We start from the raw sequence: 20,988 nt of genomic DNA on the forward strand, positions 1-20,988 counted from the left end.
TCTTGGGCGGCCCGCAATTTTTTGACACTCACTCGGCGGGTACTCAGGTGTTAGCAACAACGGTGCCAGCTCATGGGCAGCGTCTTCAGAAAAGCCGTTTCAAACGTTTGCGCAACCGGTCAGGTGGCGAACAGGTAGCCTTCGACATCCATGCCCGCATCGCGCATTTGCGCCAGTTTGTAACGCAGGGTGCGCGGGCTGATGCCGAGTTTTTCCGCGGCTTCCTTGCGCCGACCGCGCTCGGTACGCAGGGTGTCGATGATCATCTGGAACTCGCGGCGACGCAGGTCATCGCCCAGCGCACCGGCCGAATCGGCCTCGATTTCGACTTCACGAATGACCGGCGTTGCCGGAACGGCCGCCGGCAATGGAGCGAATAACGCAGGCCCGGAGAGACAGAAATCCTGCGGCTGGATCAAGCCGCCCTGCTGCAGAATCAAGGCCCGCTGGACCGCGTTATCCAGCTCGCGCACGTTGCCCGGCCACGGATAACCGATCAGGCACGCTTGCGCCTCGGGCGAGAACTTCGCCGTCGCATGCTTCATTTTATTGACGTGTTTGGCCAACAGACGCTCGGCCAGCGGCAGGATATCGGCGGTGCGCTCGCGCAACGGACGCCAGGCCAACGGAAATACCGAAAGACGGTAATAGAGGTCTTCACGGAACCGCCCCGCCGCCACTTCACCGGCCAGATCACGGTTGGTGGTCGCCACCACGCGAATATCGAGGGTGATCGGCTTGCGTGCACCGACCCGCTCCACTTCCCGCTCTTGCAACACGCGCAGCAGTTTGGCTTGCAGACCCAGGGGCATTTCGGAAATTTCATCGAGCAGAATGGTGCCGCCGTCCGCCTGTTCGAACTTGCCGGCCTGGGCCGCGATGGCGCCGGTGAACGAGCCCTTTTCGTGACCGAACAGGGTGGCTTCGAGCATGTTGTCGGGGATCGCCGCGCAGTTGATCGCAATGAACGGCTGGCTGGCGCGATGGGATTGCTGGTGGATGTAGCGTGCCAGCACTTCCTTGCCGGTGCCGGACTCGCCGGAAATCAGCACAGTGGAATCGCTGCGCGCGACTCGCGCCGCCAGATCCAGCAATTGAGCACTGGCGGGCTCGACCGCGACCGGGCCTTCGGTATCACTGACGCCAAGGCTGCCCAAGGCGTGACGCGCCACCAGATCCAGCAGAGCCTTGGGTTCGAACGGCTTGACCAGATAATCCGCCGCGCCTTGACGCATCGCATCGACTGCGCGCTCGACCGCACCATGGGCGGTCATCAGCAGCACCGGCAATTGCGGTTGTCGCGCGCGCAGCAGGCCGAGCAATTGATGGCCGTCCATACCCGGCATGTTGACGTCGCTGACCACCAGACTGAACGCTTCGCGCTCGACGGCGCTCAGCGCCTCTTCGGCCGAACCCACTGCGTGATAGTCGTGACCGGCCAGCAGCAGCGTATCGGCCAGCGCTTCGCGCAACGAGCGATCGTCTTCGACCAGCAGAACCTTGATGCCCATGACCTTCACTCAGCTCCCTGAACAGCAGAAAACAACGGCAGGATGACCTGCGCGCACGTACCGCGCCCGACCCGCGAACGCAGCTGCAATTCTCCCTGATGCGCACGCGCCACGGCCTTGACCACGGTCAGGCCCAGGCCGGTCCCGGTGACTTTGGTGGTGAAAAACGGCTCGCCCAGCCGCGCCAGCACCGCCGCATCAATACCGCTGCCGCTGTCGCTGACACACAAACGCAAGGTGTTGTCGCGGGTATAGCAATGCACCTTCAGACGCACCTCACCGGCACTCGCCTGAATCGCGTTTTCAATCAGATTGAGCAGCGCCCCGACCAGCGTGTCGCGATTGCACAGCAACTCGCCGGCATGGCTGTCGCATTGCCAGCGGATCGGCAGATCCTGCACATGGGTCAGCGCCGCGGCCTGCAACGACTGCATCAAGGCATTCGGTGTGACACGATCGGTCAGCGGCAGCTCGCCACGGGCGAAGACCAGCATGTCGCGCACCTGATGCTCCAGCTCGTGCAGACGCTCCTTGAGGCGACCGGCAAAACGCTGCTGGGTCGCGACCGGCAGTTCCTGCTCGGTCAAATGACTGGCGTACAGCAACGCGGCAGACAACGGCGTGCGAATCTGGTGAGCCAGCGACGCGACCATCCGCCCCAGGGACGACAATCGCTCGTGGCGCGCCAGTTGATCCTGCAAGTGACGGGTTTCAGTCAGGTCGTTGAGCAGCACCAACTGCCCCGGCTCGGCATCCAGCGAGCGGGTGGCAATCGACAGGCGTCGACCGTTTTTCAAGGAAATTTCGTGACCGTCATCTTCACGGGGCGCGAAGCAACGGGTGATGACGTGGCGCCACAGCTCGCCTTCCAGCGGCAGACCGAGCAATTCGATGGCGGCAGGGTTGGCCTCGCACACAATGCCATGGCCGTCGATGACGATGACGCCACCGGGCAACAGGTCGAGGAGGTTTTGCAGACGGTTGGCCAGGCGTTCTTTTTCCGCCAGTTCCTGCATGCGCTGGGCACTGACCACGGCCAGCTCGCCCTTGAGCTCGGTGACCCGGGCTTCGAGCATGCTGTAGGAGTCGGTCAACTGGCTGGACATCTGGTTGAACAGGGCGAATGCCTGCTCAAGCCCCTGGCGGCTCGCCTGCTCTACGGACGGCAGTTGCCCCGAGGACTCGGGAACAGAAGACATCTGGGAGGCTTGGGGCATTGTGCTTTCTCGCTTGGCTGACCGTCAGTGAAACGGAACGTTGCGAGGGACATAGCAATACCCGTGCCTAAAAAAAACCACTTATAAATGAAGCAGTTGAAAAACAGGCGTCAATCATCCGCCTGTTCATCACCTTCACGACGGCTCATGCCGTACTTGCGCATCTTCTCCACCAGCGTGGTGCGGCGAATGCGCAGACGCTCGGCCGCACGCGCCACGATGCCGTTGGCATCGTCCAGCGCCTGCTGGATCAGGCCCTGCTCCAGACCACCGAGGTAGTCCTTCAGGTCGAGACCTTCCGGCGGCAACAGGGCGTTGGCGCTGAAGTCCGGCGTATGGCCGTTGATCGCCACGCGCTCTTCCAGATCGCTGCGCAGGCTGTCGACCATCTGCTCGTCTTCGTCGTCGACGTAGCGGAATTTCTTCGGCAACTCGACCACGCCGATCACCCCGTACGGGTGCATGATCGCCATGCGCTCCACCAGGTTGGCCAGTTCGCGAACGTTGCCTGGCCAGCCATGGCGGCACAAGGACATGATTGCGGCGGAGTTGAAGCGGATCGAACCGCGCTTCTCGTGCTCCATGCGCGAGATCAGCTCGTTCATCAGCAACGGAATGTCTTCGACGCGCTCACGCAGCGGCGCCATCTCGATCGGGAACACGTTCAGGCGATAGTAGAGGTCTTCGCGGAAGGTGCCGATCTCGATCATGCTTTCGAGATTCTTGTGGGTCGCGGCGATGATGCGCACGTCGACGCTCTGGGTCTTGTTGCTGCCCACGCGCTCGAAGGTGCGCTCCTGCAGCACGCGCAGCAGCTTGACCTGCATAGGCAGCGGCATGTCGCCGATTTCGTCGAGGAACAGCGTACCGCCGTTGGCCAGCTCGAAGCGGCCGGCACGGCTGGTGATCGCGCCGGTGAAGGCGCCCTTCTCGTGACCGAACAGTTCGCTTTCCAGCAACTCGGCCGGGATCGCCCCGCAGTTGACCGGTACGAATGGCGCGTCGCGGCGCTTGGAGTGGTAATGCAGGTTGCGTGCAACCACTTCCTTGCCAGTACCGGACTCGCCGAGGATCAGAACGCTGGCGTCGGTGTCGGCGACTTGCTGCATCATCTGACGCACATGCTGGATCGCGCGGCTGGTGCCGACCAGGCTGCGGAACAGGTTGGGTTCGCGATGACGGCCGCGCTCGCGGGCCTGGTCGTACATCTCGCGATAGACCTGGGCACGGTGCAGGGAGTCCAGCAGTTTGCTGTAGCTCGGTGGCATTTCGAGGGTCGAAAGCACCCGGCGGCGTTGGTCTTCGGGCAGGTCCACCGAAGAATTATCGCCCATCAGCAAAACCGGAAGGAACTCATCCCAGGTTGAGAGTGTCTTTAGCAAGCCCAAAAGCGCACCAGGAGCATTGACCGTCCCGATCAGTACGCAAATGACCTCACGACTAGACGACAAAGAGCCGACTGCCTGCTGCCAGTCATGGCTTCCGCAGGGTAAATTTTCTTCGCCAAGAAAATTTAAGATCACCGCCAGGTCGCGGCGGCGGACGCTATCGTCATCGATCAGCAGAATTTTGGTTTCACGCCACATGCAATAGCAACTTCCCTAGTCAACTCAATGCCCAAAATGAGGGGCAAGCGAGACGCTTGCAGGACACCTTGTGCCTGTAGACGCCTGAAATCTGAAAACAGCCACTAGTTAAGTCAAAAAACCGTGCACAGTCAAATTTATGGCGCACATGTCTGGATTAACTGAGGGTTAATTAACCAAACAGATGGTAAACCTTTGCCGCGTTCTGCGCTTGGGTGATCTGCGACATCTCGTCGACTATCGCCTGACGCTCACCCATCGCCACTTCCAGAAGCTGCTTGTAGACATGCAGCAACTCCTCAAGATTATCGCGCAGCGCGACCTCGTCCACCGAAGCTTCACTCAAGACATCTTCCATGCAGGAACGGCAATCGAGGTCCAGTTGACCGATCGCCTCCCAATTGCGCTCGGCCAGGGCTCCGACCAAGGCTACTCGGGTTTCTTCAATTCGCTGCAAAACAAGACTCATGGTGATCTCCTCAGAACTGCGGAGCGGGCGCAGGTGCGATCGCATCCCAGCCTTCCTTGACGGTGCTCAGCAAGCCGGCAACCTCATCAAGAATGCGCGGATCGCTGCTGATGTTCGCCTCGGCGAGGCGCTTCATCATGTAGATGTAAAGACCGTCCAGATCAGCCAGCGTATCCGCGGAATTTTCCAGATCCAGGCCTTCGCGCAGTCCGCTGACGATGCCGATGGCCTTGCTGATCGACGTGCACTTGGCAGGAATATCCTTGCGCTCGATCGCACCTTTGGCCTGAGCGATACGGTCCAGGCCGCCTTCCATCAGCATTTGCACCAGGCGATGAGGGCTCGCTTCAGATGTCTGAGCGTGCGCGCCTACTTTCTGGTATTGCCGAAGGGCTAACATCGGATTCATGTTCTACCTCATTTGCCACAATGACTCGTATGAACAGTGTATCGCCAGCGAGTCGAAAAACTTTAGACCACAAGACAAAAACCCGGCGCACGCTCGAAAGCGTAGCCGGGTTTTTGTCGCTCTTGCATGTTACTTCGCGGATTGCTGAGCGTTGAGCGAGGCGAAGAACGACGTGATGTTGCTCGCCGTAGACTTCATCTGGCCTACCAGCAAGTCCATGGCGTTGTATTTTGCAGTCAACGTCTTGGTCAGGTTGGCAACACGCAGATCGAGCGCCAGTTGCTGACTGGTCAGGCTCTTGGTGTTGTTGTTCAGGATGGCCATGCGCTGATCAAGCAAACCTGTAGCAGTAGGCAGACTACCGGCAGGAGGCTTCAGGTACGGATCCACCGCCTTGCTCATACGCGCCAACAGACCGTTGGTGTCGTTGGTACCCGTAAACATCTGCTGGACCTGACCGGTCATGCCCGGCGTGGACATGGTCTTGTTGAATGCAACGGTGTCGAATGTCAGGTTACCGGTGAGCTTGTCAGTCATCACGCCCAATTGCGACAGGTAGGCCATCGGACCGGTGCTGGTCCCGCTCGGCATGGTCAATTGGCTACGGATATCGGCAATCAGCGAACGCGGCAGGGAGTCACCGGTAAAAGCCGCCTGAACAGTCAGCTTGCCATCTTCATCCGGCGTCGCCTTGGACAGGGTGTCGATGGTGGTCTTCAACGTGTTGTAGGCATCGACGAAAGCCTGGACAGACGTCTGCAGACCTTTGGTGTTCGTGTCGACGCTCACCACAACAGGCGTGCCTTGCGGATTCGGGACAGTCAGCAGGTTCAACGACAAACCACTGATGGCGCCGGTCACCGTGTTGCTCTTGCTGGTCACTGTCAGCCCATCGATGGTCAGCGATGCATCTTTGGCGAGCCCGTTGACCGCTCCGGAATCACCCGCCGCCGGAGTGGCACCCATTGTTTTGGTGCCATCGATTTCCAGACCGGCAATGCCGCTCACGCTCAAGTCAGAGCCTGCGCCAGTCTTGCTCGAACTGATCACCAGGCGCGAGGCACCGGTGCTGTCCGTCACGATGTTGGCAGAGATACCATTGACACCCTGAGCCGTGTTGATGGCATCACGAGTGCTCTGCAGGGTCGCATTGGCCGGGATCGTGACATTGTAATCAGTGCCATTCTGACTGATTTTCAGGGTACCACTCGGAATGGCACTGGCAGCACCGCCGGCAAAGGATGCACTGGCTACTTTCGAGCCGGTGGCCAGATTATTCACAACAACACTGTAAGTACCCGAGACCGCGGTGTTATCCGAAGTAGCGCCCAGAACAGTTGGATTACCCGAAGTCGCCGTGTAACCGGCAAACGCTGGGTTGGTCTTGCTGCCCAGATTGGTCATCGCGGTCTGGAATGCCGTCAGCGCACTCTTCAGCGTACCTACACCGGAAATCTTCAGCGTGTTGGTTTTCGTCGCATTGTCGATCTGCGTCTGCTTCGGCGACTTGTCGGCGTTGACCAGCGCAGTAACGATCGCACCGATGTCCAGGCCGGAACCCAGGCCAGAACCCGGTAAAATTGGACTTGCCATGTGCATCTCCCTTGGGTTGTTGCCAGTCTTTTGACCAATACCTGCGTCTAAAGAACTTCAAACACTATTCATGCCAGCTATCAGACTTTGGCGTCGAACAACACGTGACTTGCGTTGGCGAGGCTGTCTGCCAGCTTGAGGGCTTCTGCGGAAGGGATCTGTCGTACGACCTCGCCCGTCTCGCTTGCGATCACCTTGACGATGACCTTGCCGGAATGCTCGTCGATCGAGAACTCCAGATTGCGCTTGATCGACTGAACGAACTTCTCGATCTCCTGCACCGCCAGCTTCAGCTTGGTCTCATCTGACTCCTGACTCTTTTTCGAGGCAGGAACAGCATCAACGGTCTGAGGCTTGGTTTCCGACGGCTTGTCGGCAACGGTATTGACTGGCTTGGGAGCCGGATAAGACACGTTAAGCTTGACGCTCATGTCCATGCTCATCACCTCATAACGTAAAAAGCGAGAGAGCACGCAAGCGCACTCCCCCGCTAAAACTCATTCCGAAATTACTGAAGCAGCTTCAGTACAGCGGAAGGCAGTTGGTTGGCTTGAGCCAGAACAGAGGTCGAAGCCTGTTGCAGGGTTTGCTGCTTGGTCAGGTTAGCAGTCTCTGCGGCGAAGTCGGTATCTTGTACGCGACCTTGTGCAGCAGTGGTGTTCTCGGTGATGTTCTGCAAGTTCTGGATGGTGCTGGTCAGACGGTTTTGCGAAGCACCCAGGCTGGCACGAGTTGCACCGATTGCAGCGATAGCGGCGTCGATTGCAGTGATCGCGTTGTCGATGTTCTGCGAAGCAGAACCAGCGCCAGTACCGGTAGTACCGGTCAGAACTACAGTACCGCTACCTACGGACAGGCTGACGGCGTCGAACTTGGAGCTCAGTACCAGGTCGATGTGGTTAGCCGAACCGGTGTTCGCGCCCACTTGCAGGGTCACAGTACCAGCCGAACCGTCCAGCAGGTTTTTGCCGTTCAGGTTGGTAGCAGCCGAGATACGGGTGATCTCGTCGGACATCTGAGCGAATTCAGCGTTGGTAGCGGTCTGGTCAGCAGTGCCGTTGGTACCGTTACGTGCTTTAACAGCCAGTTCACGCATACGCTGCAGAATGTCGGTCGAAGCTTGCAGAGCGCCTTCAGCGGTCTGGGCAACGGAGATACCGTCGTTGGCGTTCTGGATTGCCTGGGTGTTACCGCGGATCTGGGAAGACATACGGTTGGAGATCTGCAGGCCAGCGGCGTCGTCTTTAGCGCTGTTGATTTTCAGGCCGGAAGACAGGCGCTGCATCGAAGTCGACAGAGCGTCGGAAGCGCGGTTCAGGTTTTTCTGAACGTTCAACGACGTGGTGTTGGTGTTTACTGTTAAAGCCATGACGAATTCCTCGTTGGTTGGGTACTGCGGCTTCCGGCCCTGGCAACCGCCGGGTATGGCCTAGAGAACCTTCGTAATAGTTATCGTCGGGTTTGCAGGTTGCTTGAGGGCTTTTTTGAAAAATTTTGCCATCACCCTGCCACCCCCTAGAAAACAAAGACTTAGCAGCACTTTACCTTCGAAAAAATGACGCCATAAAACCGTCCGTGGCGCAAACCTGCGGGCCAGCGCCTTCGACCGTCGTCAGGCGGACGGGGCTTCCAGCAATTGGATCAACTCGTACTCCATGAAATCGGCAAGGCCCAACCAGTCCTGACGCTCCTGGCACTCGAGCATTTGTGCGAGCAATTGCGCCCAGACTTGCTGCTTCTGCGTGCCGGCCGACAGCAATGACTGCTGCGCGCCCTCGAACACATCGACCATGGTCAACGCCGCCTCGACATCACGTCCCAGGCGGAACAACCCGGCGCACTGATGGCATTCGTCTACCCAGCTTTGCAGTGCAGTCATTGCACAAACTCCTGATTGAACGCTGTACCGGCAATCTGCGCACCCGCGCGGCTGCTGTTGAAAAATGCCACCTGCGGCTGACTGGCGATGTATCGCTCCAGCACGCACAGATAACCGCGAAAGTTGAGCTGGGTACTGACGCGCTCGCCATACCCGTCACGCACCCAGTGCCGCGCCTGATTCACCGACGGCCCCAGGTCACCGTCATTCCAGCCGGCATGGGTCTTGTTCATCGGAAAGGCAAAATCGGCACCGAACAGCGTGATGCGTGCAGCGCCCATCTTCACCGCCAGGTCCACGGCCGGGTGAATCACACTGCCACCCACATGCAGCAGCGCCCTCGGGTGCTGTTCACGCAATGCCGCATAGACCGGGCTGGCCGAGTAACCACCATAGCGCTTGCCCTTCCAGGCCCTCAGCACCTCGGGGTCACTCATGGGCAGATACACCAGCGGGATGCCGTCGGATTCCTCGAATGGCAAATGCCGGGAGCTGATGCGCTGATCGATACTCACCACATAGTCGGGCACGATCCCGTGCTCGCGCAGCGGCCGGTACGCGGTATCGACACAAATGAACAAGGGACGCCCGGCCCGCTCGCGGATCGCGGCCAGACGTTCGAAATGCTGTTCCAGCGTCGGCCCGGTGCCGATCACATAGATCTCCCGACCGGCACAGGTGCCGAACAGCCTTGCCACATCATCGTCAGCCAGCAGTACCGGCAAGCAGTCCTGCAGACGCTGTTGAATGAACGGTGACTGCGGATCGAACTCACGATTGTTGAAGCTCAGGTGCACTTCGCTGACCAGCCGATCACGAATCTTCGCGTTGAAGTCATCGGCCAGCAGCATCTCGGCGGGCAAGGCGAAAAACGGCGTGCAGATGTCGGACAGGTCGCCGGCGTAGAGCAATTCAACCCGCGGGTCCTGCAACCACTCCCGTTGATCGATCAATTGCAGCACCAGGGCAAACAACGCGCCGTTGAGGATGTGCACATACAGGCGCTCAAGCCCGGTGCGCTCCAGCAGCACCGTGGGCAAGTCCCCGAGGCCGGTGCCGTAGACATGCAGTTGCGGTTTGTCCGCTGGCAGGGTGGCAGCCTGAATCTGTGCCTCGCGGACACGGTCATGCCGGCTGGTGAGCTGAATGCCGCCAATGCTCAGCGTCGAGCCCAGCCCCTGCGTCAACTCGGCCTCGATCGCCGAACTGTCTTCGTTCAGCAATCGTGCGAACAGCGCCGGCCAGCGTCGCTCGACGACTTCAGCGTTGGCTTGGAAAAACTCGCTCATGGCGCCTCGCGCTCCCTTCAGGCAAAAAAATAGCGTTCAAGGTTAACCCTTGAACGCTATTTTTGTATCCGCCGTTTTTATCCGATTCAAGGACGATAAATAATCGCCGAACCCCACGACAGACCGACACCGAAACCACTGATCGCGATGCGGTTCCAGTCGGAATCCATCACGTGTTTTTCCAGCAGCAGCGGCACACTGGATGACACGGTGTTACCGGTCTCGACCATGTCCTTGATGAACTTCTCCGGCTCGCCTTCGAAGCGCCGCGCCACGGCATCGACAATCGCCGCACTGCCCTGGTGAATGCAGAAGGCATCGATGTCATCGGCCTTCAGACCGGAATCGTCGAGCAGTTCGTGCAGATGCGCAGGCACCTTGAGCAGTGCGAAGTTGAACACCTGACGGCCGTTCATGAAGAACACGCCATCGGTGACTTTCAGGTGCGGTGCGCCGGAACCGTCGGTGCCGAACTTGGCCTTGCCCAGCGCCCAGACTGGATCTTCGCCCATCCAGGTGGCAGTGGCGGCATCGCCGAACAGCATGGTGGTGTTGCGGTCTTCCGGATCGACGATCTTCGAATACGGGTCGGCGGTGATCAACAGCCCATTCTTCAGGCCGGCGGCTTCCATGAAGCCTTTGATCGCGTAGATGCCGTAGACGTAACCGGAGCAGCCGAGGGAAATATCGAACGCCGCGACATGGGTCGGCAGGCCGAGTTTGTCCTGGACGATGGCAGCGGTGTGCGGCAGGCCTTCTTCGTCACCGTTCTGGGTGACGACGATCAGCGCATCGATGGATTCACGTTTCAGTTCAGGGTTGTTGGCAAACAGCGCATTGGCCGCTTCAACGCACAGATCGGAGGTTTCCTGTTCCGCGTCTTTGCGTGGGAGGAAGGCCGAACCGATCTTGCCGAGGATGAATTCTTCATCCTTCTCGAATTTTGCACCTTGTGCGTAATTGTCCACGCCGGCTACAGGAACGTAGCTCGCAATGCTTTTTATGCCAATCATTACGGCTTCCCAATAATAAACAGCCCAATACCACCGCTCGCAAGGATTCGAGGGGCGCCGACAAACAGAAAACGGCCGCCACAACGGGCAGCCACGGGGAGCGCAAAGGGCTATCACTGGAACCGAAAACGGGCCAGGCGCCATCTCCCCGGTCATTACAATACAGTGAAGATGCGCGTTATGACTCGCAGGTCACGCTATTTTGCCGAATCGATGACAGATCGGGTCATTCGACCAATGACCAGTCCAGCGGCGTACCACGTTTGATCGGCTGGCGCGCACGACGCCCGAGGACGGCATCGGTGTGCTTGGGCGGCAAGCCGAGACCGGGACGAATGGCGCGCACATTAGCCGCCGTGAAGGGCTCACCGGCCGCCATATCGGCCGTGACGTACAGCGACCGACGGTAAACCAGAGACTTTTGCTCAGCCTCGGTCACGCCGTAATGCACCTGGCCCATGGCCTGCCATGCGCGCTCGGTCTCGACCACCAGACTGGCCAGTTCCGCCGGTTCCAGCGAGAAACTGGCGTCAACCCCGCCGGCCGCACGGTCGAGGGTGAAGTGTTTTTCTACCACCGTAGCGCCCAGCGCCACCGCCGCCACCGACACGCCAACGCCCATCGAATGGTCTGACAGCCCGACCTCACAACCGAACAACTCACGCAGATGCGGGATCGTGCGCAAGTTGCTGTTGGTCGGGGTCGCCGGGTAGGTGCTGGTGCACTTGAGCAGCACCAGATCCTTGCATCCCGCCTCACGGGCGGCGCGCACGGTTTCGTCGAGTTCGGCGAGGCTGGCCATGCCGGTGGAAATGATCAGCGGTTTGCCGGTCGCCGCGACACGACGGATCAGCGGCAGGTCGGTGTTCTCGAAACTGGCGATCTTGTACGCCGGCACGTCGAGGCTTTCGAGAAAGTCCACGGCGCTGTCATCGAACGGTGTCGAAAACGCAAGCATGCCCAGCTCTTTGGCCCGGGCGAAGATCGGCACATGCCATTCCCAGGGTGTGTGGGCCTTTTCATACAGGTCATAGAGCGAGGTGCCGGCCCACAGGCTGTTCGGATCCTTGATGAAGAATTCGCCTTCCGCCAGATCCAGGGTCATGGTTTCGGCGGTGTAGGTTTGCAGCTTCAAGGCATGGGCACCGGCCTTGGCCGCCGCTTCGACAATCTGCAAGGCGACGTCCAGCGACTGGTTATGGTTGCCGCTCATTTCAGCGATGATGAACGGCGGCGCATCGGCACCGATCCGGCGGCTGCCGATCTTGAAACTGCTCATTGACGGGATTCCTTCAAAACCTTGGTGAACGCGCAGGCACTCTGGGTGAACCCGGCGTCACGGAAAACATTCATCGAGGGCTGATTGGCCGGCAAGACCTGGGCGGTAATGGCGGTCATTTGCGGCCAGTGCGCTGCCACAAAGGCTTCGCCCTGTGCCAGCAGCGCCCTGCCCCAGCCGAGGCAGAAACGCCCCTCGAGCAGATACAGCGAAACCTCTGCCTCAAAGCCGCGCAAATCGTAGCGCAGGACACCGACCGGGCCGTCATCCGCCTCGGCCACCAGCAGCAACCGCTGAGGATTGCGCAGGCTCGCGCCCAGCCAGTTCACATGTTGCGTCCAGTCAATCGCAGCGCTGTCCAGCGACCAGCGGCGCACTGCCTCGGCATTGCGTCCGTCGAACAGCAACTGCGCGTCATCCGGCGTCGCCGGACGCAGTTTGAGCACCGCGCCGGCCAGTGCCGCCGCCACACGCAGCGCACCGCGTCCGTCGACCAGTTGCCGCGAACGTTCGGCCAGGCTCTGGCGCAAATAAAAGTTGCCCACGACAAAGCCAATCGCATCACGCAGTTGCTCGACGCTGACCTGCTCCCGCGCGCCCATGAACACATGCGCGCCCGCCGCCGCCATCACTTCGCCGTTGGCCTGTTGGTTGTTCGACACCGCGATGCAGATCGTCGGCAGGCCCAGGGCCGCGCGTTCCCAACTGGTGCCGCCGCCGGCACCGATAAACAGGTCGGCCTCGGTCATGCGCCGATGAAAATCGCTGACAAAACTGTGCAGGCGCCAGTGCGGCCGCGTTTCGGCCAGCGCCTGCATCTCTGCCCAGGCCGGGTTGTCAGCGCCGGCGACGAAATCCACTTCAAGCGCCGAAAAATCCGCCAGCGCCAGCATCGCGTGATGAGTCTGGCGTGCCGCATCAAAGCCGCCGAAATTCACCAGCACCCGGCGCGCCACCGGTTTGATCTCGATGGCCGGAGCACTGAACTCTTCGCGCAACATGGCGAAGCGCGGGCCGAGCAGTGTTCGGCACCCGGCCGGCAGCAGCGGCTGATAATTTTCGTTGAGCCCGGAGAGGTTCTGATTGAGCAACAGGTCCACGCTGTACCGGCGGGTCGCCAGATCATCGACGGCGGCGACCCGTGGTGCGAAGCGACGAGCTGCGGTCTGCCAGTGATGGTCGAGGCCGTAATGGTCGGCGACGACCCAGTCAAATCCGGGCTGCCCTTCCAGTTGCGCCGCCAGTGCATCGATATCCGCCTGCCACGGCAGCATCGATTCGATGGCCTGCTCCGGGTCTTCACCGGCATAGCGATCCGGCAACGCGAAGGTCTCGAAGCCTTCGCTCTGCAACGCATCAAGCCGATGCCCCGGCAAACGACGACAGGCGAACGCGACATGACTGCCTTGCGTGCGCAGTACTCGCGCCAGTGTCAGGCACCGGGCGATGTGGCCGCTGCCAATGGTCGGCGAGGCGTCGGCGCGGATCAGCACTCTCATTGCAGTTCTCCGCCAACCTTGAGGGCGGCGTAGAGGTACTCGGCGCGCTTCCAGTCTTCGGCGGTATCGATGTCCTGCACCAGATGCCGGGGCAGGATCACCGGCAGACTGGCCGGCGAATACAGCACCTCTCCACCCAGCCACGCCTCGCTGCGGCCCCAATAGAACTGGCCGGCATCCTGAAAGGCAGCCGGCAGATCCTGCGAACGGGTATTGCGAAACTCGGGGTACAACGCCGTCAGTGCGCCCTGCCCGTCCAGGGTCAGGGCGCGCTGCACCGGAAAGCCGAAATCGGTGACTGAAAAAGCAAAGGACTTGTCCGCGTGTCGCTCCAGCAATTCAAAGCCCTGACGCAGAAACCGCGCCTGCAACAGCGGCGCCGTAGCGTACACACAGCAGGCGTAATCGCAGGCCGGCAGCTGCTGCAAGGCATGCACGATCACTGCCGCAGTGCCGGTGAAATCATCGGCCAGTTCCGCCGGACGCATGAACGGCACGTGAGCACCGTTGGCTCGCGCCACGTCTGCGATCTCTGCGTCGTCGGTGCTGACCACCACCTGCTCGAACAAGCCTGAATCGAGGGCCGTACGAATCGAACGGACAATCATCGGCACACCGTCGAACGGCTTGAGGTTCTTGCGCGGGATGCGTTTGCTGCCCCCGCGGGCCGGGATGATTGCGACGTTGTTCAAAGACGTTTTTCCAGCAGGAACCAGGTGATGTCGTCCACCGGAAATTGCGGATCGCGGTGATAACCGAAGCCGTAATCCAGCAGTTGCAGATCAGGATAACGGTCAAGCATTTCCCCGGCGAAATCACGCTTGAACAGCTTGCCGCTGTTACCACGATAGGACACTTCCACCGGAGAGGGATTGTAGTACTCGACGATCAGGATGTAGCGCGAACTCAGCTCATACAACTGCGCATACGCCGTCGACAACAGTTCCGGCGCCAGATGGATCAGCACGCCTTTGCTCAGGGTCAGGTCGTATTGGCGTTCACGGGGAAAGTCGAACAGCGAACCGTGCCAGATGCTCGCAATCTCCAGCGCACGCGCCTGGGCGCAGGCACTGGCATTGATTTCGACCCCGAACAGCTCGCAGCGGGGCAACAGCTGACGCAGCGCCTGCAAGTTGTTGCCGGCGTTGGTGCCCAGCTCCAGCAGGCTGTCGATCCGCCCGGCCCGGGTCAGCGCCTTGGCGAACAACGCCAGATTGGCCGCCACCAGTGGCTGGCCGACGTTGCGCTCAACGTACTGATTGCCGAATTCGCCGTGCCAGAATTGTTCCTGCTCGCTCAGATCACGCATTACCGTTTTCCATCCACCGCCACGGCGGCAATCATTCAGTCAACCGACGCAATTGCTCGACCACGTAGTCCTGCTGCTGATCGCTCAGCAACGGGAATAGCGGCAGGCTGATCGCTTCGGCGTAATAACGCTCGGCTTCGGGAAAGTCTCCCTCGGCAAAACCCAGATCACGATAGTACGGCTGCAAATGCAGCGGAATGTAGTGCAGGTTCACGCCGATGCCGGCGGCGCGCAAGCCTTCGAACACCTGACGGTGACTGAGGCTGATGCGCTCGGTCTGCAAACGCACCACGTAAAGATGCCAGGCCGATTCAGCCTCCGGCTGGAGGCTCGGCACGGTGACTGGCAAGTACGCCAGCAGACGGTCGTAACGCGCGGCCAGCTCCCGGCGACGGGCGATGAACTCGTCCAGTTTGCCCAACTGCGACAGGCCCAGCGCGGCTTGCAGATCGGTAATCCGGTAATTGAACCCGAGCTCGACCTGCTGGTAGTACCACGGGCCGTGGCTGGGTTCGGTCATCTGCTGCGGATCGCGGGTCATGCCGTGGCTGCGCAGGCGTTGCAGACGCTCGGCCAGTTCCGGGCGATTGGTCAGCACCATGCCGCCCTCGCCGCTGGTGATGATCTTCACCGGATGAAAACTGAACACGGTCATCGCGGCAAATTCACCGCAGCCCACCGGGCGCCCGACGTAACGGGCGCCGACCGCGTGGGAGGCATCTTCAATGACGGTGAAGTTGTAGCGCACGGCCAGTTCGGCAATCCGCCGCATGTCGCAGCTCTGCCCGGAGAACGCGACCGCCACCAGTACTTTGGGCAAGGTGCCGTCGCGCTCGGCAGCATCAAGTTTGCTCGCCAGAACTTCAGCATCGAGGTTCCAGGTCAGCGGGTCGATGTCCACGAAGTCAACGTCGGCACCGCAATAACGGCCGCAGTTGGCCGACGCGAGAAAGGTATTCGGCGTGGTCCACAAGCGGTCGCCAGGTCCCAGCTCCGCGGCCATGCAGGCAATGTGCAGCGCCGCCGTGGCGTTGCACACCGCCACGGCGAAATCGGCCTGACAACGCTCGGCCATCGCCTGCTCGAAGCGTTCGATGGTCGGCCCCTGGGTCAACCAGTCGGACTGCAACACCTCGACGACCGCGTCGATGTCCGCCTGATCGAGGCTTTGCCGGCCGTAGGGAATCATACCGACAGCTTCGCGTGCAGCTCGGCGATCTGCCCCACCGAAAGGAAGTGCGGGTTGGTGTCGGAGCGGTACTCGAAGTCTTCGCCGACCGGCACCCCACGCTCACCGAGTTTGTCCTCGGCAAAATCCACGTCGACGCTGGTGAAACGAATCGACGGCTGGATGGTGTAGTGATCGGCAAATTCCAGGGTCATCCGCGCATCGTCCAGCGGCACCATCAACTCGTGCAGCTTCTCGCCCGGACGAATGCCGACGTTCTTGTGCGGCAGGTGCTCGGCCATTCCCCGCGCGAGATCGACCACGCGGATCGACGGGATCTTCGGCACGAACACTTCGCCGCCGTGCATCCGCGCAAAGCTGTCGAGCACGAACTGCACGCCGTGATCGAGGGTGATCCAGAAGCGGGTCATGCGCTCGTCAGTGATCGGCAGCTCTGTCGCACCGTCGGCGATCAGTTTGCTGAAAAACGGCACCACTGACCCGCGTGAACCGGCGACGTTGCCGTAGCGCACCACGGCAAAACGCGTCTGCTGTTCACCGGCAATGTTGTTGGCCGCCACGAACAACTTGTCCGACAGCAACTTGGTGGCGCCGTACAGGTTGATCGGGCTGGCGGCCTTGTCGGTGGACAGCGCGACGACTTTCTTCACGCCGTTGTCGATGGCGGCGGCGATGATGTTTTCCGCGCCGTTGACGTTGGTGCGGATGCATTCGGTCGGGTTGTATTCCGCCGCCGGCACTTGCTTCAAAGCTGCGGCATGCACCACGTAATCGATGCCGCGCATGGCCTGACGCAGGCGATCAGCGTCGCGCACGTCACCGAGGAAGTAACGCATGCACGGCGCGTTGAACGCCTGCTGCATTTCGTATTGCTTGAGCTCATCCCGGGAGAACACCACCACGCGCTTGGGCTGGTATTGCTCGAGCAGGCGCGCGATGAACTTGCGCCCGAACGAGCCGGTGCCACCGGAGATGAAAATCGATTTACCGTTGAACATGTCTTGAGTTCCGTTCCTTGTACGCCAGGCCTAGGCGATCAATTGCGCCCAGTTCAGCGAAGCGCTGTCGTTCAGCACAAAGCCTTTGCCAGTCAGGCTCAGGTTGGCGTTGTACGCCTGATCCTGAGCGAACGCCGCCGCCCATTTTTCCTGCAATGCAGCCAGTGCCTGATCAGCCTGGGCGATATCGCCCTGATGGATGACTTGCACCGATGGCGTCCAGACAGTCAGGTAGCCGGCCTGACCGGCCTTCAGGCACAGGTCGACATCGCTGAAGCCGGCAGCGAACGTGTTGTCGTCCAGACCGCCCAGAGCCTCGAACAATTCTTTGCGCACCATCAGGCAAACGCTGGAAACCGCCGTGTAGTTCTGGTCCACGGACAACCGGTACAGATAGCCTTCGGCGTCGTGTTTCTCGCCGACGAATGCCGAGCCGACACCACCGTTCATGCCCAGGATCAGACCGGCCTGGCTGACCTTGCCGTCGCGGTCGACCAGTTTGGGACCGACCACCCCGATTTCCGGACGCAGCGCATGGTTGAGCAGCGAGTCGAGCCAGTTCGGATTGACCACTTCCGCGTCCGCCGCCAACAGCACCAGAAACTCGCCTTGAGCCTGCTGGCTGGCCGCGTTGCACAGCGCGGCCGTGCTGAGCGATTGATCGGCGCGCAGCACGCTGACTTTCGGATGCTGATAAGTCCCGAGCCAGTCATTGACCTCGGCCGATTGCGAAGCCGTGGTTGCAATCAGGATTTCGTACTTGTGATAGCGGGTGCGCAACAGTACGCCTTCCAGGCAGCGTTGCAGAGCAGACAGATCGTCCCCGGCCGGGATAACGATCGAAACCAGAGGGCGATCACTATGGTGATAGTCGATCTGGTAGACCCCCGGCACCGCCGACGTGACCTTGGCCTTGTAACCGCGATTGCCCAGATGACGCAGCAATGCCAGACGCTCATGCGGATTCTCTTCAAGCTCCGGCGCCTGAGTGATCAGCAGCGGCTCATCAAGGTGCGCCAGGCTGTTCAGGCCACCCTGTTCAATGATGCGCAGCAGCAGATCGAACTCCAGCGCCTTGCTGAAATCGGCCCGGTAGCCGTCAACTTCCAACAACACTTCACGCCGTATGAGCCAGTGCCGCGCCATCAGGCCCGGCAGGCTCAACAACAGGTCCAGATTGAAGCCCGGACGGAACACATCCATCAGCGCACCGTTTTCCCGGCGCTGAATCTCGTCCGTGGAAACGGCGCTGATACCGCCAGCGTTCATCAGCTCCAGGCTGGCGCGCAACAGGCCGCCGGCAGTGAACTCATCCCCCGCCTCAGCCAGAAGCAACCAGTCGCAAGGCGACTGACGAGCACTCAGGTTGAGCTTGTCGACCAGATTGTCGGGAGTCACGCGGACAAAGTGCAGCGTGTTCTGCGCAGTGGTCGCCGCCGGTGCTTCACCGGTGGTGAACACGACAATGCGAAATGCCTTGCATTGACCTTCGAGCAGGCTGTCGAGGCTGACCTGCAACTTGTCGATGTCGTCATCCATATCCAGCAGGAAAATGCCGAATTGCGGACCACCACCGTTCACGGCCAGATGTTCGGCAATCGACCCGATCTGCACCGCATCGGCTTGACGCGACTCCAGCCACTTGAGCAGACGCCCGGATTGCATCTGGTCGAACACCTGATGGTGATCGGCGACGGTCAGCGTTTCCAGACGTGCGATCCAGTCACGCATCTTCAGCGCTTCCTCACTTTCGCCAGACAGCTCCAGTTGCTCGGCCAGGCGCTTGGCTACGGTGCGGTTGAACGCATTGAGATCATGGGCCTGCCACAGACGGTCAAGCACGCTGGCCGGGGTATCGTTGTTGCGCGCCTGGATCAGGTGCGCCTGACGCGTCCACACACCCTCGAGTTTTTCCAGTTGAATGCGCCCGGCCGGCATCGCGTGCAGCATGAATTCGAACTGTTCGAGGCGATCGAAGAATGCCTGGTTGTAGAACGGCATTTCGACGTACTGCAGGGGGCCGAAGCGGCGGTCCGGCCGCTTGAGCTCCTGGTTCCACGTCGACTGGATAATCAGCTCCGCCGTCAGGGCGCGGCCGCTTTGCAGACTGTCGACCATCGCCTCGAAACTTTGCAGGGCAAACGCCTTGCCCTGCTCTGCGTTCAAGTCTTTGATACCGGTTGGCAGACCCGCGAGGAACTCGGCGAAGGCTTCGCGTTCGGCCACGGATTTCGCATCGATATAGGTCAGCGAGTGGTAGACCTCTGTGCTGTGCTCAGAGTTGCCATAGTTGATCTCACGAACCACATACGGGATCGGCAGGATTCGCGCCTTGGCACTGGCCAGCAGGAAATATACATGGCCGATTTCCTGCCACTGGAAACTGGTGCCCGGCGGCAATGCCGAATGCCAGGTTTTCATCAGGTCGGTACGGGTGACCGCGTAGAACGGCGGGATGTACTGACTCATGTAGTCGACGACGCGGTCCTGCGCCCGTTCGGACGCATAGTCTTCCTGCACTTTCTTGTCGCGGCGGTAGTAGCTCACGCCACCGCCCAGCGTCAGGTACATCATGCAGTAACCGTGGCACATGCCGTAATCCGGATTCGCCTGCAGGAAGCCCACCGACTCGGCCAGCGAATCGTGCAGGATGAAGTCGTCGTCGGCCGCCAGCACCATGTACGGCGTGGTCAGTTGCTCCACGCCATAGGCCAGCTTGGCCTGCATGCCCCAGTAAGCGAACTGCGGCACGTGGTGGTAATCAACTGCGGAGAAGTCGCCTTCCGGCCGCTCGGCCGTGGAGTCCAGCACCATGATTCTGCAGGGCAAGCTGCTGTAATACTTCACCGCCCGACGCAGGAACGCCGGACGATTGTGCGTAATCAGCACTACGGTCAACAGCTCGTTGAGCGGTAGCGTCAGTTCAGAACTGTACTTGCCTTGCATAACTTCTCTCCACAACCGGCGACTCGCCGAGACAACGCTTTGGTGATGTTGCGAATTAACGAACGCGACGCAGATAGCCGTCCGGCGCCACGGTGATCAGCAGCTTGTTCTGCAGCTGAACGTCGATCTCGAAATCCTTGCTCTCTTCCAGGTATTTCCACACGGCAGTCTTCGGGTTATCGCCCGGCCCCCATGGACGATCCGGGAAGAAATCGGCCGGCATGTCTTCAACCACGGTGTCCATCACCACGCAGTAGCTGTCGACCGAAACCAGTGGCGCGTAGAGGCGCAGCTCTTCGAGCACGTGGTCGTGGGTGTGGTTGGAATCGAGCACCAGAATGACTTTCTTGCCCTCGGCGGCAGCGCGAACCTGAGCGGCGATGGCCGGGTCGATGCTCGAACCTTCGATCATCTTGATGCGCTTGCTCATCGGGTGGCTTTCGATGGCTTCTCGGTTGTGCGCACGGATGTCCAGATCGATGCCCAGCACCTCGCCGTGACCTTGCAGTTCCAGCAGGGAGGCGTAGTAGATGATCGAACCGCCGTGGGCGATACCGCACTCGATGACCAGATCCGGCTTCACCTGCCAGATGATTTCCTGCATGGCCATCATGTCTTGCGGCAGCTGGATGATCGGACGGCCCATCCACGAGAAGTGGTAGCTGTACTTGTGCTTGGCCGATTCGTTGAAGAAATCGCGGGCCAGGCCGGTGAGTTTCTGGTCGTCACCCTGTTGGGCGATCTGCTCGCGGCATTCGGCTTCGAAAGCTTTGTTGATGCTGTTGTCGGTCATTTTCAAAAT

19 protein-coding genes are annotated in these 20,988 nt (G+C 60.3%); all 19 read right to left on the minus strand.

Annotation, left to right across the window (positions count from 1 at the left end):
- Positions 1–119 precede the first annotated feature (119 nt).
- A complete protein-coding gene (locus tag ACM6JM_RS06525) occupies positions 120–1,511 on the minus strand; it encodes a sigma-54-dependent transcriptional regulator (protein ID WP_103385777.1) in 1,392 nt (463 codons plus the stop codon).
- A 5-nt stretch (positions 1,512–1,516) separates the two neighbouring features.
- A complete protein-coding gene (locus ACM6JM_RS06530) occupies positions 1,517–2,728 on the minus strand; it encodes a sensor histidine kinase (RefSeq protein WP_039765586.1) in 1,212 nt (403 codons plus the stop codon).
- Positions 2,729–2,838: 110 nt separating this feature from the next.
- Positions 2,839–4,314: a sigma-54 dependent transcriptional regulator gene (locus tag ACM6JM_RS06535; RefSeq protein ID WP_039765583.1), complete on the minus strand. Its 1,476-nt coding sequence runs from the start codon at positions 4,312–4,314 to the stop codon at positions 2,839–2,841.
- Positions 4,315–4,486: 172 nt separating this feature from the next.
- A complete protein-coding gene (locus ACM6JM_RS06540) occupies positions 4,487–4,783 on the minus strand; it encodes a hypothetical protein (protein ID WP_039765621.1) in 297 nt (98 codons plus the stop codon).
- A 10-nt stretch (positions 4,784–4,793) separates the two neighbouring features.
- On the minus strand, positions 4,794–5,192 hold the full coding sequence (gene fliS / locus ACM6JM_RS06545; RefSeq protein WP_007958302.1) for a flagellar export chaperone FliS: 399 nt from the start codon (positions 5,190–5,192) through the stop codon (positions 4,794–4,796).
- A 129-nt stretch (positions 5,193–5,321) separates the two neighbouring features.
- Positions 5,322–6,785 (minus strand): flagellar filament capping protein FliD, encoded by a 1,464-nt coding sequence (gene fliD, locus ACM6JM_RS06550; RefSeq protein ID WP_074687535.1) that lies wholly within the window; start codon positions 6,783–6,785, stop codon positions 5,322–5,324.
- 80 nt (positions 6,786–6,865) lie between these two features.
- Positions 6,866–7,222, minus strand: coding sequence for a flagellar protein FlaG (locus ACM6JM_RS06555; protein ID WP_039765579.1), 357 nt, complete (start codon positions 7,220–7,222; stop codon positions 6,866–6,868).
- A gap of 71 nt (positions 7,223–7,293) precedes the next feature.
- Entirely contained in the window at positions 7,294–8,154 is an 861-nt protein-coding gene (locus tag ACM6JM_RS06560; RefSeq protein ID WP_007958307.1) for a flagellin domain-containing protein, read from the minus strand.
- Positions 8,155–8,397: 243 nt separating this feature from the next.
- The gene (locus ACM6JM_RS06565) at positions 8,398–8,664 is read right to left on the minus strand and encodes a hypothetical protein (protein ID WP_163974313.1); all 267 of its coding nucleotides are present in this window, start codon (positions 8,662–8,664) and stop codon (positions 8,398–8,400) included.
- Positions 8,661–9,953 carry a motility associated factor glycosyltransferase family protein gene (locus ACM6JM_RS06570; protein ID WP_414881500.1) on the minus strand — a complete coding sequence of 431 codons (1,293 nt, stop codon included), beginning with the start codon at positions 9,951–9,953 and terminating at the stop codon, positions 8,661–8,663. Before ACM6JM_RS06570 ends, ACM6JM_RS06565 begins: the two co-directional genes overlap by 4 nt.
- A gap of 86 nt (positions 9,954–10,039) precedes the next feature.
- Positions 10,040–10,966 carry a ketoacyl-ACP synthase III gene (locus tag ACM6JM_RS06575; protein ID WP_039765565.1) on the minus strand — a complete coding sequence of 309 codons (927 nt, stop codon included), beginning with the start codon at positions 10,964–10,966 and terminating at the stop codon, positions 10,040–10,042.
- 226 nt (positions 10,967–11,192) lie between these two features.
- A complete protein-coding gene (gene pseI, locus ACM6JM_RS06580) occupies positions 11,193–12,245 on the minus strand; it encodes a pseudaminic acid synthase (protein ID WP_414881501.1) in 1,053 nt (350 codons plus the stop codon).
- The gene (gene pseG / locus ACM6JM_RS06585; RefSeq protein WP_414881502.1) at positions 12,242–13,744 is read right to left on the minus strand and encodes a UDP-2,4-diacetamido-2,4,6-trideoxy-beta-L-altropyranose hydrolase; all 1,503 of its coding nucleotides are present in this window, start codon (positions 13,742–13,744) and stop codon (positions 12,242–12,244) included. The genes pseI and pseG overlap by 4 nt, the downstream gene beginning before the upstream one ends.
- Entirely contained in the window at positions 13,741–14,436 is a 696-nt protein-coding gene (gene pseF / locus ACM6JM_RS06590; protein ID WP_414881503.1) for a pseudaminic acid cytidylyltransferase, read from the minus strand. Before pseF ends, pseG begins: the two co-directional genes overlap by 4 nt.
- Complete coding sequence (locus tag ACM6JM_RS06595) at positions 14,433–15,053, minus strand: pseudaminic acid biosynthesis-associated methylase (protein ID WP_414881504.1); 621 nt, start codon at positions 15,051–15,053, stop codon at positions 14,433–14,435. The genes pseF and ACM6JM_RS06595 overlap by 4 nt, the downstream gene beginning before the upstream one ends.
- Before the next feature lie 31 nt (positions 15,054–15,084).
- On the minus strand, positions 15,085–16,242 hold the full coding sequence (pseC, locus tag ACM6JM_RS06600; RefSeq protein WP_414881505.1) for a UDP-4-amino-4,6-dideoxy-N-acetyl-beta-L-altrosamine transaminase: 1,158 nt from the start codon (positions 16,240–16,242) through the stop codon (positions 15,085–15,087).
- A complete protein-coding gene (gene pseB, locus ACM6JM_RS06605; RefSeq protein WP_414881506.1) occupies positions 16,239–17,240 on the minus strand; it encodes a UDP-N-acetylglucosamine 4,6-dehydratase (inverting) in 1,002 nt (333 codons plus the stop codon). Before pseB ends, pseC begins: the two co-directional genes overlap by 4 nt.
- A gap of 30 nt (positions 17,241–17,270) precedes the next feature.
- A complete protein-coding gene (locus ACM6JM_RS06610) occupies positions 17,271–20,186 on the minus strand; it encodes a TIGR00180 family glycosyltransferase (protein ID WP_414881507.1) in 2,916 nt (971 codons plus the stop codon).
- Between the two features lie 55 nt (positions 20,187–20,241).
- A complete protein-coding gene (locus tag ACM6JM_RS06615) occupies positions 20,242–20,979 on the minus strand; it encodes a cephalosporin hydroxylase family protein (RefSeq protein ID WP_039765554.1) in 738 nt (245 codons plus the stop codon).
- Positions 20,980–20,988 lie beyond the last annotated feature (9 nt).

Origin of the sequence: Pseudomonas sp. IT-P2 (assembly GCF_949767575.1) — a bacterium.
In the GTDB taxonomy this organism is placed as follows: Bacteria; Pseudomonadota; Gammaproteobacteria; order Pseudomonadales; family Pseudomonadaceae; genus Aquipseudomonas; species Aquipseudomonas pharyngis.

What these genes read in the sequence shown, in the direction of transcription:
- ACM6JM_RS06525 (WP_103385777.1), bottom strand. Translation starts at nt 1,511, where the DNA reads ATGGGCATCAAGGTTCTGCTGGTCGAAGACGATCGCTCGTTGCGCGAA.
- ACM6JM_RS06530 (WP_039765586.1), bottom strand. Translation starts at nt 2,728, where the DNA reads ATGCCCCAAGCCTCCCAGATGTCTTCTGTTCCCGAGTCCTCGGGGCAA.
- ACM6JM_RS06535 (WP_039765583.1), bottom strand. Translation starts at nt 4,314, where the DNA reads ATGTGGCGTGAAACCAAAATTCTGCTGATCGATGACGATAGCGTCCGC.
- ACM6JM_RS06540 (WP_039765621.1), bottom strand. Translation starts at nt 4,783, where the DNA reads ATGAGTCTTGTTTTGCAGCGAATTGAAGAAACCCGAGTAGCCTTGGTC.
- fliS (WP_007958302.1), bottom strand. Translation starts at nt 5,192, where the DNA reads ATGAATCCGATGTTAGCCCTTCGGCAATACCAGAAAGTAGGCGCGCAC.
- fliD (WP_074687535.1), bottom strand. Translation starts at nt 6,785, where the DNA reads ATGGCAAGTCCAATTTTACCGGGTTCTGGCCTGGGTTCCGGCCTGGAC.
- ACM6JM_RS06555 (WP_039765579.1), bottom strand. Translation starts at nt 7,222, where the DNA reads ATGGACATGAGCGTCAAGCTTAACGTGTCTTATCCGGCTCCCAAGCCA.
- ACM6JM_RS06560 (WP_007958307.1), bottom strand. Translation starts at nt 8,154, where the DNA reads ATGGCTTTAACAGTAAACACCAACACCACGTCGTTGAACGTTCAGAAA.
- ACM6JM_RS06565 (WP_163974313.1), bottom strand. Translation starts at nt 8,664, where the DNA reads ATGACTGCACTGCAAAGCTGGGTAGACGAATGCCATCAGTGCGCCGGG.
- ACM6JM_RS06570 (WP_414881500.1), bottom strand. Translation starts at nt 9,953, where the DNA reads ATGAGCGAGTTTTTCCAAGCCAACGCTGAAGTCGTCGAGCGACGCTGG.
- ACM6JM_RS06575 (WP_039765565.1), bottom strand. Translation starts at nt 10,966, where the DNA reads ATGATTGGCATAAAAAGCATTGCGAGCTACGTTCCTGTAGCCGGCGTG.
- pseI (WP_414881501.1), bottom strand. Translation starts at nt 12,245, where the DNA reads ATGAGCAGTTTCAAGATCGGCAGCCGCCGGATCGGTGCCGATGCGCCG.
- pseG (WP_414881502.1), bottom strand. Translation starts at nt 13,744, where the DNA reads ATGAGAGTGCTGATCCGCGCCGACGCCTCGCCGACCATTGGCAGCGGC.
- ACM6JM_RS06595 (WP_414881504.1), bottom strand. Translation starts at nt 15,053, where the DNA reads ATGCGTGATCTGAGCGAGCAGGAACAATTCTGGCACGGCGAATTCGGC.
- pseC (WP_414881505.1), bottom strand. Translation starts at nt 16,242, where the DNA reads ATGATTCCCTACGGCCGGCAAAGCCTCGATCAGGCGGACATCGACGCG.
- pseB (WP_414881506.1), bottom strand. Translation starts at nt 17,240, where the DNA reads ATGTTCAACGGTAAATCGATTTTCATCTCCGGTGGCACCGGCTCGTTC.
- ACM6JM_RS06610 (WP_414881507.1), bottom strand. Translation starts at nt 20,186, where the DNA reads ATGCAAGGCAAGTACAGTTCTGAACTGACGCTACCGCTCAACGAGCTG.
- ACM6JM_RS06615 (WP_039765554.1), bottom strand. Translation starts at nt 20,979, where the DNA reads ATGACCGACAACAGCATCAACAAAGCTTTCGAAGCCGAATGCCGCGAG.